The sequence below is a fragment of the Effusibacillus lacus genome, from assembly GCF_002335525.1.
In the GTDB taxonomy this organism is placed as follows: Bacteria; Bacillota; Bacilli; order Tumebacillales; family Effusibacillaceae; genus Effusibacillus; species Effusibacillus lacus.
Window position 1 is genome coordinate 162,650 of record NZ_BDUF01000109.1, and the last position, 15,746, is coordinate 178,395.

The 15,746-nt window shown below is 49.7% G+C and carries 21 protein-coding genes and 1 riboswitch; of the genes, 1 reads left to right on the forward strand and 20 read right to left on the reverse strand.

Translation table 11 applies throughout. The features are described from left to right. Positions 1–15: 15 nt before the first annotated feature. The 5 genes from thiS to EFBL_RS20795 all read right to left on the reverse strand — a co-directional run bounded on the left by thiS (position 16) and on the right by EFBL_RS20795 (position 2,282). Positions 16–183 (reverse strand): sulfur carrier protein ThiS, encoded by a 168-nt coding sequence (gene thiS / locus EFBL_RS21555; protein WP_341769625.1) that lies wholly within the window; start codon positions 181–183, stop codon positions 16–18. Further along, positions 113–862: a thiamine phosphate synthase gene (gene thiE, locus EFBL_RS18690; protein WP_096184209.1), complete on the reverse strand. Its 750-nt coding sequence runs from the start codon at positions 860–862 to the stop codon at positions 113–115. The genes thiS and thiE overlap by 71 nt, the downstream gene beginning before the upstream one ends. Before the next feature lie 83 nt (positions 863–945). Continuing rightward, a riboswitch (TPP riboswitch) is annotated at positions 946–1,052 on the reverse strand. Between the two features lie 40 nt (positions 1,053–1,092). After that, positions 1,093–1,554: a hypothetical protein gene (locus EFBL_RS18695; RefSeq protein ID WP_096183977.1), complete on the reverse strand. Its 462-nt coding sequence runs from the start codon at positions 1,552–1,554 to the stop codon at positions 1,093–1,095. 23 nt (positions 1,555–1,577) lie between these two features. After that, positions 1,578–2,009 carry a CoA-binding protein gene (locus EFBL_RS18700; RefSeq protein ID WP_096183979.1) on the reverse strand — a complete coding sequence of 144 codons (432 nt, stop codon included), beginning with the start codon at positions 2,007–2,009 and terminating at the stop codon, positions 1,578–1,580. 108 nt (positions 2,010–2,117) lie between these two features. Beyond that, positions 2,118–2,282, reverse strand: coding sequence for a hypothetical protein (locus tag EFBL_RS20795; protein ID WP_165912453.1), 165 nt, complete (start codon positions 2,280–2,282; stop codon positions 2,118–2,120). A 104-nt stretch (positions 2,283–2,386) separates the two neighbouring features. Here EFBL_RS20795 and EFBL_RS18705 point away from each other — a divergent pair, with 104 nt between their 5' ends. After that, positions 2,387–2,965, forward strand: coding sequence for a YhcN/YlaJ family sporulation lipoprotein (locus tag EFBL_RS18705; RefSeq protein ID WP_096183981.1), 579 nt, complete (start codon positions 2,387–2,389; stop codon positions 2,963–2,965). Positions 2,966–3,016: 51 nt separating this feature from the next. On the opposite strand, the gene EFBL_RS18710 is transcribed toward EFBL_RS18705, so the two are convergent. The 15 genes from EFBL_RS18710 to EFBL_RS18780 all read right to left on the reverse strand — a co-directional run. Beyond that, positions 3,017–4,792 (reverse strand): ATP-binding protein, encoded by a 1,776-nt coding sequence (locus EFBL_RS18710; protein WP_096183983.1) that lies wholly within the window; start codon positions 4,790–4,792, stop codon positions 3,017–3,019. Then, complete coding sequence (locus EFBL_RS18715) at positions 4,789–5,499, reverse strand: response regulator transcription factor (RefSeq protein ID WP_096183985.1); 711 nt, start codon at positions 5,497–5,499, stop codon at positions 4,789–4,791. The genes EFBL_RS18710 and EFBL_RS18715 overlap by 4 nt, the downstream gene beginning before the upstream one ends. Before the next feature lie 18 nt (positions 5,500–5,517). Next, positions 5,518–6,708: a c-type cytochrome biogenesis protein CcsB gene (ccsB, locus tag EFBL_RS18720; protein ID WP_231705903.1), complete on the reverse strand. Its 1,191-nt coding sequence runs from the start codon at positions 6,706–6,708 to the stop codon at positions 5,518–5,520. After that, positions 6,708–8,114 (reverse strand): cytochrome c biogenesis protein ResB, encoded by a 1,407-nt coding sequence (gene resB, locus EFBL_RS18725; RefSeq protein WP_096183989.1) that lies wholly within the window; start codon positions 8,112–8,114, stop codon positions 6,708–6,710. The genes ccsB and resB overlap by 1 nt, the downstream gene beginning before the upstream one ends. A 12-nt stretch (positions 8,115–8,126) precedes the next feature. Beyond that, positions 8,127–8,666 (reverse strand): thiol-disulfide oxidoreductase ResA, encoded by a 540-nt coding sequence (gene resA, locus EFBL_RS18730; protein ID WP_096183992.1) that lies wholly within the window; start codon positions 8,664–8,666, stop codon positions 8,127–8,129. A gap of 170 nt (positions 8,667–8,836) precedes the next feature. Then, entirely contained in the window at positions 8,837–9,556 is a 720-nt protein-coding gene (locus EFBL_RS18735) for a pseudouridine synthase (RefSeq protein WP_096183994.1), read from the reverse strand. A 33-nt stretch (positions 9,557–9,589) separates the two neighbouring features. Continuing rightward, a complete protein-coding gene (locus EFBL_RS18740) occupies positions 9,590–10,126 on the reverse strand; it encodes a spore maturation protein (protein ID WP_096183996.1) in 537 nt (178 codons plus the stop codon). After that, positions 10,123–10,716 (reverse strand): nucleoside recognition domain-containing protein, encoded by a 594-nt coding sequence (locus tag EFBL_RS18745; protein ID WP_096183998.1) that lies wholly within the window; start codon positions 10,714–10,716, stop codon positions 10,123–10,125. Before EFBL_RS18745 ends, EFBL_RS18740 begins: the two co-directional genes overlap by 4 nt. Positions 10,717–10,729: 13 nt before the next feature. Beyond that, positions 10,730–11,887, reverse strand: a complete 1,158-nt coding sequence (locus tag EFBL_RS18750) for a D-alanyl-D-alanine carboxypeptidase family protein (RefSeq protein ID WP_096184000.1) — start codon at positions 11,885–11,887, stop codon at positions 10,730–10,732. Between the two features lie 157 nt (positions 11,888–12,044). Then, positions 12,045–12,482: a GerW family sporulation protein gene (gene ytfJ / locus EFBL_RS18755; RefSeq protein WP_096184002.1), complete on the reverse strand. Its 438-nt coding sequence runs from the start codon at positions 12,480–12,482 to the stop codon at positions 12,045–12,047. After that, positions 12,455–13,132 (reverse strand): DUF2953 domain-containing protein, encoded by a 678-nt coding sequence (locus EFBL_RS18760; protein ID WP_096184004.1) that lies wholly within the window; start codon positions 13,130–13,132, stop codon positions 12,455–12,457. The genes ytfJ and EFBL_RS18760 overlap by 28 nt, the downstream gene beginning before the upstream one ends. A gap of 111 nt (positions 13,133–13,243) precedes the next feature. Next, a complete protein-coding gene (scpB, locus tag EFBL_RS18765; protein WP_096184006.1) occupies positions 13,244–13,849 on the reverse strand; it encodes an SMC-Scp complex subunit ScpB in 606 nt (201 codons plus the stop codon). Between the two features lie 31 nt (positions 13,850–13,880). Next, a complete protein-coding gene (locus EFBL_RS18770; protein WP_096184008.1) occupies positions 13,881–14,633 on the reverse strand; it encodes a segregation and condensation protein A in 753 nt (250 codons plus the stop codon). A 12-nt stretch (positions 14,634–14,645) separates the two neighbouring features. Next, positions 14,646–15,248 carry a site-2 protease family protein gene (locus tag EFBL_RS18775; RefSeq protein ID WP_096184010.1) on the reverse strand — a complete coding sequence of 201 codons (603 nt, stop codon included), beginning with the start codon at positions 15,246–15,248 and terminating at the stop codon, positions 14,646–14,648. Between the two features lie 80 nt (positions 15,249–15,328). Beyond that, the coding region (locus EFBL_RS18780) for a spermidine synthase (protein ID WP_369690112.1) at positions 15,329–15,746 on the reverse strand (418 nt) is incomplete at its 5' end.

Genomic DNA, 15,746 nt, shown 5'->3' on the forward strand with positions numbered 1-15,746 from the left:
TCAAATCTCCTCCCATTATCCGCCGCCCACAAAGTGAACGATTTCGATTTTGTCACCCGGGGCCACTTTTGTATCTTCGTATCGCTCACGGGGAATGATTGTCAAATTGTGTTCAATGACAATGATCTTTTCCGTCAGCCCGAAGTGTCTGACTACGTCTGCCAGCGTCTTTGCGCCGGGCACCGTCCTCAATTGACCGTTGATAGTAAGATCCATGTCCGATTCCTTCTTTCCTGACCCGATCTACTGCGTCTCGCATCGCTTTTGCGGCAGCATGCACATCATCGGCGCCAATTACGGCGCTTATAACCGCGACTCCACTCGCACCCGACCGGATAATGTCCTCCACATCTTTCTGTTTAATTCCTCCAATGGCTACCACAGGAATGGATACATGGCGGCATACTTCCCTTATCCCCTGCAAACCGATGGCAGGCTCGGCATCCGATTTGGTTGGAGTGGGATGGACCGGTCCAAGACCAATGTAGTTGGCTCCTGACCGTTCCGCCTCTATTGCTTCTTTCGAGTCATGTGTCGAAATCCCAATAATCTTGTCAGGACCCAGTATTTCCCTTGCAACGGCAATCGGCAGATCCTGCTGTCCAAGATGTACTCCGTCCGCCCCGACTGCTTGTGCAATATCTACGCGATCGTTAACAATAAAGGTTGTTCCGGTTTCTTTGGTGAGCTTCCTCAAGAGAACCGCCATCTCCAGCAATTCGCGGGAGGAAACATCTTTTTCCCTTAATTGAATGCAATCCGCCCCTCCGCCGATTGCCTGAAGGATCACATCTTCCAGTTTTCTTCCCTTCAAAAAAGCCGATCCGGTAATCACATACAATCTGCTGTCCAAAAATCTCACACCTTTGCACAACCGTATCCAAAAACTGTATCCAATACAAAAACCGCTTTCCGAATAAGGAAAGCGGCATGGTTCCAAACAGTTACCCGCATTGGCCACTTCCCTACGCTGGCATTATCCAGTGACAGGTTCCAAGGGTTAAGGAATGCTCCTTTCTCAGCCGGTGATCCCAGCACCCCTAGTGGAGACACATTCAGTTTACCAAAGAAGATCATAAACTACAATAACTTTCAGTTTAACACCTGACGGGAAACCGTAAAACCGGCAATTTGGTCGGCAAACAATGTAATCTCGGGAAGTTTAAATGTATGATCTGTCGTGCGAACCACAACGTTCTTAAGACCTACCAGCGGTGCCGAATCAATTAATTCCAGTTTGTCTTCCTGTTTTTCAATCATGCGGAGAAGGTCAATCCGTACATTGGCGACCATGGAGGTAATATTTGGAGTCAGCTCCTCTCCGAGCTCCGAATTGAAAGATTCTGCGTAGGACGGGGCGATGTCTGTCAATTCCCCTTCCACAAGCCCTGCAGGGGTCAGCAGCACAATCCGCTTGTTCTCCAGTGTTTTCGAGCGTTCCATTACCACACGCACCGACTCGATCGTAATCCATTTCATGGAAGCCCGATGCCCGTAACTTTTTGGCAGAGACGGCAGCTCGATGTCAGATTCATTCATGTTCTTGTCAGCCATACTCAGGCCTCCTGCATGATTTCTTATAGTTTCTCTTTCCCCAACAATCGGTAATGCTCGATTTTTATGCAAGCATCCTGAATCGCCGTGATCCCGGCTTCTTCAATCCGCTTGCACTGTTCGTCGTTGACTATGCCCAATTGAATCCAAACCGCTTTCGGCTTTTCCTTCATTTGCATCACTTGGTCGACCACTTCCGGAACATGTTCGCTTCGACGGAATACATCCACGATATCAACAGTTCCTTCAACATCCATCAATGTCGGATACGATTTCCGTCCCAGAACGGACGTCAGCTTCGGATTGACCGGAATAATTTCATATCCTTGCGATTGCAGATATTGAGCAACTTCGTTGCTGGCTTTGGCAGGGTCGTCTGACAATCCAAACACTGCGATGGTTCTGGTTTCTCTCAACAATTCTGCAAGAGTTTGGTCACTTGGATTCCTGTGCATAATCGAACTCCTCCCCGGAATGAAGGTCGCCAATGGCCAATGAGCTATTACGGCAATAATCGACTTAAATCGAGAATTTTTTGAATTGTTCCACGTGAAAAAACCGCATCACCACAAGTATTTCACGCCGTAACGTCCCGATTTTGTCTGGTAGATGCCGACAAAACGTGGGCTTTGGTAATGGTTTGTCCACCAATCGTCACGAATTCTCGCCGCCAGACAGCCTGCCTGAAATTTGCTGTCGAATAATTTTCCGTAATAAACCCACGGCATTCTTGTCACCTCAAATCTATACTGCCCTATATTCACCCAAATTTTCCGTGAGATTCCTTACGAAATTTTCATGTGATGGAAATACTACCATTGAGGTGATAAGAATGAACCGAAAAAAATGGACATCCATCTTCATGGTGATCTGTGCAATTTTCGCACTGGCGGGTTGCCGTCCTGCCGCACAACAATCCCAATACAGACCTACCGGGGAGGGAACAAACAAACCAGGACAAGTGCGGACACCTCCAGCTGAAGAAACCCCGTCTCCGCAGGAAGCACAGAACATCCCCAAGCATGCGGAACAGCAAAGGGAACTCCGCGCTCCACAACAGGCACAACGTCCACAGACATACAATGCAGCGAAACAAGCTGACGAGATCGCACAGGTCTTGACCGGTATACCTGGTGTGGAACGCGCTTATGTATTGTTGACAGGCCGTATTGCTCTTGTGGGTGTCGATTTGAAAGCTGACATCAGTGGATCCAAAATCGATACGGTCAAATATTCGGTGAAGGAAGCTGCGGAGCGCACGGGGCCAGGTTACAAAGCGGTGGTAACAGCCGATGTGGACACGGTTACTCGAATACGAGAATTGGCAAACGGAGCGCGAAACGGTCGCCCCATCTCCTCGCTTGCGGACGAGATTGCCGATATTCTGAGCCGTCTCTATCCCGAAACATAAATAAAGCTTCTATACGAAGCGTACTCCGGAAGTTAGGGCGCCCCTGCACGATTAGGCGTGCAGGGTGTTTGTTTTGCCCAGCAGAGGAAGAATTACGGTGAATGTGGTTCCAACCCCGACGGTGCTTGATACTATAATCTCTCCTCGATGTTTTAAAACGATATTTCTTGTAATCGACAGCCCCAATCCAGTACCGCCTTTGGCACGGGTTCGAGCCTTGTCCACTTTGTAAAACCGCTCAAAAATAAATGGCAGATCCTCTGTGGGGATTCCTTCCCCGGTATCGGAAATGTCAATCCGAATATAGCCCGCCTCCTTGCGCATGTCCAAAGTGACGGAACCGCCGGCCGGCGTATGCCGCATTGCGTTATCAATCAAATTTGTAAATACCTGCTCAAGCCGATCGGAGTCTCCTTCAATCGGGAATGCATCGTTCGGGTCAAAACTCACACGGAATTGGATCTGCCGTTCATTGGCGAGTGTCAGGAATTTCCTTCCAATGGTTCGAATCACATTCGCCAGGTCAATTTGGGTCGAATGCAATTCGAACTGGCCTGCTTCCAATTGGGCCAGATCCAGGAGATCATTCACAAGCCGTTTCATGCGGTTTGTTTCATCAAGAATGATCTGGGTGAGTTCCCGGCGCTGTTCCGGATCCTCCCCAAATTCGTCAAGCAGCGCTTCTCCGTATCCCTGCATCATCGCCAGAGGTGTGCGCAATTCGTGGGACACACTGGCCACAAAGTCTTTCCGCATTCGCTCCAAAGTCCGTTCTTCAGTGATGTCCCGGAATACGGCTACAATCCCCCGAACGGGTCCACCATCAGGTTCGTATAACGGTGTCATTGTCAGAGCGATAAAGCGTCCCTGCCAGTTCAATTCCGTTACTCTGGTTTCCGGATTCTCCAGCACAAGATTCTTTAAGTCATTCAACTCTTTGGGGAGCCGTTCTTCCGAAGGGGTTCCAGTCTCCTCGATCGTTAACGCCCGCAACCACTTCTTGGCGGGAGGATTGGCCAGTGTAACCTTCCCATCCAGATCGGCAGACACCACCCCGTCTGTCATGGATAACAGAATCATCGACAACTGCTCTTTTTCCTTTGACAGATTGTCTATGGTCTCCTCAAGACTTTTGGCAAGGAAGTTTAGAGTGCGCCCCAGTTTGCCGACCTCGTCGCCGGTTACCACATTCACTTTCCCGTGGTAATTTCCCCGAGCCATTTCTTCGGCCACCTTAGTCATTTGAATGACGGGGCGCGACAGGTTTTTGGATACGACAAAAGACAAACCTGTCGTCAACACACCTCCAATGCCGGCGGCAAAGAAAATCAAGTTTCGGATTTGCTCAATCGCTTTCTCAATTTCAGCAACAGGTTGGTGGATCAACAGTACCGAACGAAGCCGGTTCTCTTCCTGGATCGGGTGAATCAACCAGGCACTGTTGGTTTCTGAACGAAATTGTCCAAACCCCGGGCTTGTCCCACGCCGCAACACCTGCTCGCCAGCCTCCAACCGTTCTCTGAGATCGGTTGGAAACTGTTCAAGTTCATTGAATTCACGGTCCGTAAACAATGGACCGATAATATACATATGGCTGTTGGATTCCCTTAGCAGTTCTTCCGCCACCGTGACAGCCAGGTTCTGATCTTTTTCGCGAATTAACAGATTGCTGATATAAGCTGCCCTGTTTTTCAGCGCCTCTTCCTGGGAACTGTAAAAATAGGTGTCAAACAGTTGTTCCAGGAATACTGCCAGCATCGACAAAACGAAAACCACCAGGACGATAATCGTGAGCCAGAGCTTGACGACAACGCTGTTGCGAATCACTCGCGCACCTCAAATTTGTATCCAACGCCCCAGACGGTTACAATCATGTCGGCAACTTTGGCTGAGTGACGGCCCAGTTTTTCACGCAAACGTTTCACATGGGTATCGACAGTTCGCTGATCTCCAAAAAACTGGTAGTTCCAAACATCCCGGAGCAATTCCTCTCGGGAAAACACTTTGTCCGGTCGCTGAACAAGATAGCAAAGGAGCTCATACTCTTTGGGTGTAAGAGGCACCTCTTCCTCCTCCACGATCACTTTGCGGGAATCCATGTTGATGGTCAGTCCGTGGGTCGAAAGAACATGACCGACATCCTGATGAACTTCATTCTTGACTTGAGCGCGCTTTAACAGCGCTTTGACACGCATGACCAGTTCCCGGGGCGAAAAGGGTTTGACCACATAGTCATCGGCCCCCAATTCGAAACCATGGATCCGGCTTGATTCATCCCCGGCCGCCGTAAGCATGATTACAGGAACATCGCTTTGCTTTCGGATCTCCTCACACACTTTGCGGCCGTCCATGCCAGGCAGCATCAGGTCCAGAACGATCAAATCATACTGGTTCTCAAGAGCCATTTCAAGGGCTTGATTTCCATCCTCCGCCTCTTCCACCTCGAAAGCATTGCGTTCCAAGTACATGCGGACAAGCTTGCGGATGCGCTCTTCGTCATCCACCACCAAGATTCGTAGTACTTTGTTCTCCATAATTCTCCCTCCAGACTATTAAGCGTAAGCATGCAAACCGACAATCAGGAAATTGACGCCTACCAGCAGGAACAAGATCACGACAAAACCGGCCACCGCCATCCATGAGGCGCGTTCCCCTTCCCAGCCACGTGTCAGGCGCAAATGCAGATAAGCCGTATAGTAAAGCCAGGTAATAAGCGCCCATGTCTCTTTCGGATCCCAGGACCAATAGGAACCCCATGCTTCTTGTGCCCAGATCATGGCGAACACCAAAGCTCCCAAAGTGAAGATCGGATACCCGATGGCCACAGCCCGATAGGAAAGTTCGTCAAGGGAAGGCGCATCCAAGCCTTGAACCCATCTGGAAACTGTATGAACCAGCGGTTTACGGTTGATGAATCGCAAGCCATAATAAATAACAATGGCGGAAAGCAGTGTCCATACCAGTGTATTGAGCTTTAAGAACGCCTTTTCACCGGTCACCCAGCTGGGAGCGTTGAACAAAGGCAATGGGATTCCCAAAATACTTCCAAGCGAACCAAGCTCTGTTCCCGTAGGGCCAACCAGAGGCGGAAGTTCGTAAGTTTTCTGGGTTACAGCTTCCACAAAGGTATATTGCTGCGCCTTGAAAATCAATGAAACGGTGACGAATCCAACCAAAGCGATAAACAGGAACATGACAAACTCCAATGCTTTGCCTTTACGGTTCCATACGCTGAGGTCCGTGACAACCAGCAAATGCATCAATGCAGCGGCAAAGGCAATAGTCAGAACACCCTCCCCAAGGGCGGCCGTGGTTACATGGATATACAACCAGTAACTTTTCAGTGCAGGTATCAATGCTTGGGATTCATCGGGGAAAACATTGGCATACCCCAATACCGCCAGTGCGGTTGGAGCGGCAAAAGCCCCGAGAATGGGAAAATTGTAAAAAGCACTGATAATGACAAAAGCAAGCATGATGCACCATGCCCAAAAGCTCATATATTCAAACATGTTGGACGTTGGTGCGTGACCCTGGCCAATCCAACGGGTGACAAATCCGGCCAATTGCACCAAAACCGAGCCAATGGCCGCGATATATCCCCACCGGGTCCAGATGTTGGAAGCCGCTTCCCCGTTCTTGATTTTGATCTTTTGCCCCGTTACGCCGATTATATAAAGAACAGAGGCGGTAAAATATCCAAAGAACGCCATCCAGTACAACCAGGCTGATATTTCAAGCATCACTGCTTCTTCCCTCCTTGTCTCACAATAATTTCTTGTTGCCAATTAAGGGATTTGAACACCCGCTGCATCTCCCTGCGCATCCCGTACCAGTTCTTGTTGGTCTGTGCGCCTACATGCAGGATCCCGTTGTGAATCTGACCCCAGACCCGTCTGTGCTGGAAATAAAATACAAGAACAAGACCCGCCAGAACGACAACACATCCGGCATACACGATCGGAATTCCGTTATCCTTCTGCACGCGAAGCCCGGTGGTTTCAATCATTTTGCCGCCGACCGGCGCCAATTCAAAGGCAGAGTTCTGATCCAACTCCAATTGGCGGAAGACAAAAAAGAACTGCTTGCTTGGTTTCTCGACTCCGGGGCCTTCAATTTGCACCAACAATACCGGATTGTTGGGATCCGTCGATCTGGTGACCGGCTGATCGTTTTCCATGTCGAAGTCGGGAAAATAATCCAATACACGAACGATGTAGGCACCCGCTTTATACTCGGTTTGCAGATTGGAGAAATCAATCTGGAAAGTCTCCAGCCTGCTGCCTGTTCTCTTGTCGATCAACTCGGCATCAAGCAGCCTGATCATGGGAGGCAGATAACTCGCCTGAAACAGAAGAGTTCCCTTGTGCTTTAAGGGCCGGTTGACCACAATTTTCTCCCGACGTACTTCCTTTCCGTTTTCAATGAGCACCGCTTGGGTTTCAAAATGGCTCGGACGGCCGTCCTCATAAAATTCCACCTTGAATTCATCGTTTCGAACATGGAAATCGGAACCGGGAACCTTGACCGTTTGCCCTTCCTCGATCCAGATGTTCTCCGACACGTACCAGCCAGGGATCAGACGGGACAGCGCTCCCAGAATAATAATGATCAATCCGATGTGGAGAATATATGCCCCAAATCGGGAAATCCTCATTTTTTCCGCCAGGAAGGCATCCCCATCCCGACGGATTTTGTATCTTCTTTTCGCAAGCTCGGAAGCCAACCGATCGGCATGTGCTGCATCTGCACCTTCGACCGGCACATAGATTTTTTTTCGCTGAACGACAGACAGGGCAGGCTTGACTTCCTGCCGCTGCAAAGATTTGTACAAGGGAACGACACGTTCCAATGAACAGATTACAAGAGACACCCCAAGCGCCAAAAGCAGGCTTACAAACCACCAGGAGGTATACATATGGGAAAAACCAAACTTGTAGTAGTACTTGCCCAAGTCCCCATAGGTCTGGGCATAATAGGCCGCCGGATTGGAAGAAGGTATAAAATTCTCTTGCGGAAATATAGTTCCGATAATTGCCGATAAAGCGATTAATACAATAATGACAATCGCCACTTTGACGGATGCAAAGAAATCCCACAGCCACTCAAATATCGAACGGCGCCTTTTGGCTGCCTGTGTATTCATCATTCAATCAGTCCCCTACGGTTGTGCAAGTAACGTTTGGATCTTGTTGGTCAGAAAACCTTCCGTCATTGGACCTTCATACCTGTACTGAATGTTTCCCTGTTTGTCGATAAAAAACGAACTTGGGATCGGACCGACTTTATATCGTTCCAATGTCACTTCTCTGTCTTTGTCCAGAACCACCGGAAAGGTTACGCCATAACGGTCGGCAAACCCTTTGGCGGTGACTTTGCTTTCCCCGATGTTGACGCCGACAACAACGAACCCCTTGTCCTTGTATTGTTCATAGGCGGCCTGGATGGCCGGCATTTCCTGGCGACAAGGGTCGCACCAAGAACCCCAAAAATTCAAGAGGACCACTTTCCCCTTAAGATCGGCGAGCGAAAGCTTGTTTCCGTTCAAATCGGAAAGGGTGAACGGAGGAGCAGCCTGTCCTGCAGCTACACTCGAGTTATCAGTTTTTGTAAAGTTCAACAGAGCAGCAATTATTCCGATTGCCGCCAGAAGCAGCGCCCCGACGGTAAGAGCCCTTCCCGTTCTGTTTTTGAATGCCAAGCAGATGCACCTCAAATATAAATGTGGACTTTCAAAATCATGTTCAGCTTAGATTCATTATACCGTACGAAATTGTGACAAACCTATCCGGAAGGTGAACTTTTTGTGAAAAAAGAAGACGGCAGTCACCGTCTTCCTCTAGTATGCTATATTTTATCGGCTGATACAAATCAAGCGGACTTTCCTGCAATCTCATACAGACGTTTTACTTCAAAATCTGTCAGATATCGCCAGCCGCCTGGCGGCAAGCCGCCCAGTGTCAAAAATGCCACTTGTACTCTTTTAAGTTTCTGCACGGGATGTCCGACCGCCTCACACATTCGACGCACCTGTCGGTTTCTGCCTTCATGAATCGTGATTTCAAGCTTGGACAAGAAGGCAGTTCTTTTCAGCAATTTTACTTTTGCCGGCGCTGTCAGACCGTCCTCCAACAGAATCCCGTTTGCGAGCTTCGCCAGCGCTTCCTCCGAAATGCTTCCCTTTACTTCAGCAATATACTTCTTGTCTACTTCATGCCGGGGATGCATCAGTCCGTTGGCCAGTTCGCCGTCATTGGTAAGCAGCAGCAAGCCGCTGGTATTCATATCCAGCCTTCCAACCGGAAACACACGCTCCTTCACCTGTACGATCTCAATTACAGTTTTGCGGCCTTCCGGGTCGGAAGCGGTTGTTACTACCCCAATGGGTTTGTTCAACAAAATGTAGACTAATGGTTCTTGCTCAATTGGCTTTCCGTCAAGTTCGATCCGGTCCAGTTCCGGATCCACTTTCGTCCCCAACTCCCTGATCACAAGACCATTCACTGTTACTCTTCCGGAAACGATCAGCTCTTCACATTTTCTTCGGGATGCGACCCCGGCCTGGGCAAGGACTTTTTGCAGACGTTCCACTGTTTCACCCGACTTTGCATGGTTTACTTACCATTATAAGTCAAAAACCCAATAAACAACCAGCACGGAGAAGATGGCTGCCGCCAGGTCCGACAAGAGCCCCACCTTAACTGCATATCTCGCGTTGCGAATTCCAACAGATCCGAAATACACAGTCAAAACATACAGGGTTGTATCACTCGAACCCTGCAGTACGGAAGCGATCCGGCCCAATAGGGAATCGGGACCATAAGTTTGGAAGATGTCAAACATGACCGCGCTCGATCCGGAGCCGGAAATGGGACGAAGCAAAGCCATGGGAATGATTTCAACAGGTATGGACAAAACTTCAAAGACAGGTCGAAGAAGTCGCAGCAGCATGTCCAGCGCCCCCGATTCCCTGAATACGGAGACAGCCACCATCATCGCAACCAGATGGGGAATGATCTTGATTGCCGTGGGAAAACCTTCCTTTGCACCTTCAACAAACGTTTCATAAACGGGGACCTTGCGGAAATGGCCAATGACCAGAATGGAAGCCACCACGATCGGCAGGGCCCATTCTGAGAGGGTGTTTATCCATTCCATCATTCCCTCCTCCTCTTGCGATCAATCGCACGAAATGTCCGGTCAAGCAGAACTGCGACCGTCGTCCCCAGGAAGGTGGCCAGGATGGTAGCCCCCACGATCTCGGTGGGATTGTCCGATCCATATTGCATGCGCCAACCGATAACGGTAGCCGGAATGATGGTCAGGCTGGCTGTATTGATTGCCAACAGGGTGCACATGGCATCACTGGCCCGGTCAGGATGAGGGTTCAATGTCTGCAACTCCTGCATTGCCTTCAATCCCAAAGGGGTCGCCGCATTTCCAAGACCCAGAATGTTGGCGCTCATGTTTGCAAGAATGGATCCCATGGCGGGGTGATTGATCGGTACGGATGGGTATAAAAAACGGGCGATCGGTTTAAGCGCCTTCGCCAATAGTTGAACCAGACCCGCTTGTTCCGCAATCTTCATCAGTCCCAGCCAAAAAACCAGGATGCTGATCAGACCCAAGCAAACGGCAACCCCGTCTTCCGCTCCTTTCAAGATGCCGCGGGTAATGCCATCCATGTTATCCGTGGCGATCCCAACCGCAATTCCGATCACCAGGAGGCTTAACCAAATCACATTCATCATCGGGCCCACCTCCTTATTTGAACAATCCTTTAAAAAACCTTATAAAATCTGCCAGTAATCCTGTACCTTCAACTGTTTCAGCTGCCAGAAGCGGAACGGAACCAATTTTCTGATCTTTGAAGTACAGGTTGATTTCCCCAACCTTCTCACCGGCATAGACCGGAGCAGTCAAATGTTTGGGAAGCTGAATGTCCTTTCGCAACAAATGCTTTTCCTCCGCCCGCACCGGATAGCCCAGTTTCGAACCGGCAACGATCTGCAGTTGGTCGCGAACCCCGTTTTTGACAGGAAGATTGGCAACCGGTTCCTGTTCCTTCACCGACTCGGCATATTCATATTTAGTGAAGCCGTAATTGAGCAGTTTGGCCGAATCGTCCCAATCCTGTCTGTCGTTGAGCACGATAACAGCCAACTGACGCCCGTCCCTTGTCGCACTGGAGGCCAGGCATCTGCCGGCCGCTTCTGTATACCCGGTTTTTACCCCGTCAGCCCCCGGATATCGATAAAGCATTTTATTTTTGTTAGACATGACGCGATCCCATTCTTTGCCCTCCCAGGGAATTCGCTTTACCTTGGTGCGAACCACCTCGGCAAAAACGGGATTGCGAAGCGCATATGCGGTCAATACGGCCATATCGTGGGCTGTAGAATAGTGGTCCTCCGCATCCAGGCCGTGAGGATTGACAAAATGTGTTCCGGTCAAGCCAAGTTCTTTCACCTTCCGGTTCATCATCTCGGCAAATTTCTGGATGGAACCTCCACCGACATGTTCCGCTATGGCAGTTGCCGCGTCGTTCCCGGATCGAAGCATGATGGCATAGACCAGGTCAATCAACTTTTGCTTCTCACCCAGTTCCAGGTAAATGGACGATCCTTCCACCCGATAGGCATTTTTGGAGGTAGTGACCGTTTCCTCCAGTCTGCCCGATTCAATTGCCACAATGGCCGTAATGATCTTCGTCAAACTGGCAATTCTCATTTGCTTGTGCATGTTTTTGCCATACAGGATGCGTCCCGATTGCACGTCAATCAAGGCAGCCGTTTCCGCCGAAATGGGAACTTCCCTCGCGTATTGCTCCGGATCCCAATCCCCTTTCCCGTAGGATGACAGCGGGAAGGCGATCAACAACATCATGATCAGGATTAGAAGAAACCACGGGCGTTTTTTCATGACAACCTCCTGCGGGTAAACTCATCTAAAGGTATATGCAAGCTTGTCTGCAAGTAGGACAACTGGAAACAAGCATAAAAAAACCACTCGTCCTGGACGAATGGTTTTTCTGTAAAATTCCCGTTAGTTATTGCATGTTGGGAGTTGGTTGCGGTGTTTACATTGTCGTCGTAGTGACAATTTTCGGTTGCTGTTGCTGCCCTTGCTGCTGGTTTTGATTCTTTCCGCCGGTCATGGATTGAATTTTTTCAATCAGGGATGGAGCCAGGTCGATCAGTCGCTCGTACAACTGATTGGGCGCTTCGGAAGACAACAGTTTCACCTGGCCGTTCCCCACTACAAGGAAACCGATGGGAGTTATCGACACACCGCCCCCTGCGCCTCCGCCAAAGGGATGTCCGCTTCCGGCGTCCTGACCGTCGATTTCAAACTCGCTTCCGCCGGCCGCAAATCCGAATCCCACTTTTGATATGGGAAGAATCACGCTTCCATCCGGTGTTTCAACAGCATCTCCGATGATAGTATTCACGTCAACCATTTCTTTGATGTTTTCCATTGCCGTTTGCATCAAACCCTGGATCGGATGATCTGCCACGTTTTTTTTCCCTCCCTCAGCAAGTAAAATGCCATTTGAATCCCTGCCACAATAGCCTGCCCGACCCAAAAACGGATTATGCAATCAACGCTAGTGGAGAGCTTTAACTCGTGGAAATCCGGCTGTACAATCAATCTTGGCTTTGTCCGTAAGGAAAAGTAATGGGACATGATCCCAATGACCATTCCTTTTGCTGACCATACAACTCCAGCGGCAGTGCCCGTCATGGCGGCATCCCCGGTGCCCAATTCGGTTTTCCATTTTATATCCGTAATACGGAATACTTTTGTCATTTTTCTAACACGGCTGGTGAAGCGGAACAAGTGCTCAGTCAATTCGTTCTGAACGCGAATGATCTTCCTGATTTTTCGCAGGGTGACCGAGAGCCCGATACGCTGCTGATTGGCTTCTTCACCAAACCCGGTTTCCAATTCCGAGTTTATTTTTACTTTCTTGTTTCTGTTCATCACAATTTTCATTACCGGAATTTCCACAGTGTATTTGAACAATCCGAACAATGTTATGATCTGCACCAGCAGGTGATCGTCTTCGCCCTCTCTGGAATACCGCAGTTTGACCTGAACCGGGAGCAGGCAGATCAGGAGCATGAGAACCCCAACAAGGATAAGAACTGTCCACACCCAGTTCATGCCGGTTCCCTCCCGCCTTCCAATATTCGCCTGTTAAGTTTCCCCAATCCGTACAATTCCATTCCACATTATTATAGAAAAACCGCGCTTTGTGCGCGGTCCTGACCTGGCTTAGTCGTCTTCTTCTCCTCCCTGTTCAAAGGAAAAAATAGAACGTTGATCAAACAGCAGGCGTTCTTCTTCACTGAATGCATCCTGCGGAATGAAAGCAGGAGGCGGCGGCAGCTCCGATAAGTCTCGAAGCCCGAAATACTCCAGAAATTCCCTGGTGGTTCCAAACAGAATGGGTCGGCCCGGCCCTTCGGCCCGCCCCACTTCGGCAATCAGCTTCTTGCCGAGCAGGTTGTTGATCGCCTTCTCGCTTTTGACCCCGCGTATTTCCTCAATGTCACTTCTTGTAATCGGCTGCTTGTAGGCGATGATGGACAAAGTTTCAAGAGCAGCTTGCGAAAGGGTGGACTGTTGGGGTTGGTATGCCAATTTTTCAAAATAGGGAGCATGTTCGGGCAACGTGGTCATCTGAAACACGCCAGCCACTTCCACAATTTGCAACCCCCGTCCGTCCCGGCGATAATCGGCAGCCAGATCGTGACAGAGATCTGCCGCCTCATCCGCGTCGGTGCCTATCACCTCGGCAATCTGCCTTGCCTCCAACCCTTCGCTGCCCGCCATAAACAGCAGTCCTTCAATAATCGATTTGACTTCTTTATAATCCATGAATAGGTTCACCACTCCGAATCACCGTCACTTACACGACAAGATGCAACAGAATGTCAGAAAACAGCCCCTCTTGCCTGCATTGGATCTTACGGTTCTTGATTAACTCGAGTACAGCCAGGAAGGTGACCACAATTTCAGAGCGGCGCCGGTACCTGGACAGCAGGGATTGAAACGAGGCCTGTCCCGAATGGAACTGCAAGAAGTCAAGAATTTCGAAGGTTCTTTCTTTCACCGAAACCTCATCCCTGCGAATGCGGGCAACCGGCTCCTCTTCTTCCACCGCTTTCAGCAAAGCGGACCGAAAAGCATCCAACAGGTCATAAAGCGACACACCCTTCACCGGATTTGGTTCTTCATCCGGAATAAAGGGTGTCAGGTCTCCCGGGGGGCGCGTGTAGACATTGCTCCGGTGTATTTCCCTTTGCTGCAGTTCAGCCGCCAAATATTTGAATTTCTTGTATTCCAGCAATCTTTCCATTAAGAGCTGGCGTGGATCCATTCCCTCGTCCATCATGTCAAATACATCGTCCAGTTCCAACGGTTCCGGCTTGGGGAGCAGCATGTTGCTTTTGATGGCCAAAAGGGTGGCGGCCATTACCAGGAATTCGGATGCAATATCCAACCGGAGTTCCTGCATGGCATTCAGATAGGACAAGTATTGTTCGGTAATTTCCGCAATCGGGATATTATAGATGTCCATTTCGTTTTTTTCCACCAGGTGCAGCAGCAGATCGAGCGGTCCCTCAAAGGAATCCAGACGAACCAGGTATTCGGCATTCATGCTTACTTCTCCCTATCTCAACCAAATCATGATCAGCTCAATCGGCGGTCCAATAATGTTCCACAACACTCCAGGGATAAAAACAAGCAGCAACAGGATGAAAGGGCCATAGGTTTCCATCTTGTAAAACAGGCCCAAGTACCGCATGGGAACCAAGGATCTGAGCACTTTCTCCCCGTCCAGCGGATAGATGGGAAGCAGATTGAAAACAAACAGCAGAACATTGATGTAAATAACAGCCCGGACGATTCCCGAACCCCAATCAAAATAGGGAATGATGCCTGATTTCGCAATGAGTGCAAACAATCCTGCGATCAACAAATTGGAAATTGGACCTGCAATGGCCACCTTCAGCATGCCAAGCCTGCGGTTTCCCCTGAACATGGCTGGATTGGTCATAACCGGCCTTGCCCAACCGAATCCGGCCAACAGAATCAGAATAAAACCCAGCCAGTCGATATGAACCAGCGGGTTCAGAGTCAAACGCCCGTCTCTTTCAGGTGTTGGATCCCCCAGTCTGTGCGCCACCCATGCATGGGCGAATTCGTGCACCGGAGCTGCAATCAGAAAAGCGATTGTAAAATAAAGCATCCTTTCCAAATCCAGGTTTAGCATGCAGCAACTCCTCTCCAGTTACGTGCAAAAAGGTCGGGTTCATTATATCACAGGCCCTTCCCCCCAACAATGCAGGCAAACTATTCCGTATCCCTGCATACCGGGACATCCGAGGTCGGTATCGTTCGAAGATACAACCGCCTTAACAGCTTCTCCAATTCCTTGTCGCCTTTGCTGTCAGGGTGCATCTGTGTCCCGACCGATCTGCGAGCGATCAGCAATATATTCTGTTCCATTCGGGTCCATCGGGTAACGGGCAGAACCCACACTTCGGAGAAAACCTCCCGGATGGTTTTGTAGAACGACCGGAAGAATCCACTTTCAGGTCCGCTTATTCTCCCTATTACATTCACGATCAACAGGCCGTTCTCCTCCAACAGGTTCCGGGCCTGTTGCATGCACTCAACCGAACGCATGGATTTGGGAATCGAGTAGGAATCATACGCATCAAGAAAAATCAGGTCGTACCGGTCGCGGGAAGATTCCAGAAAAGCGCCG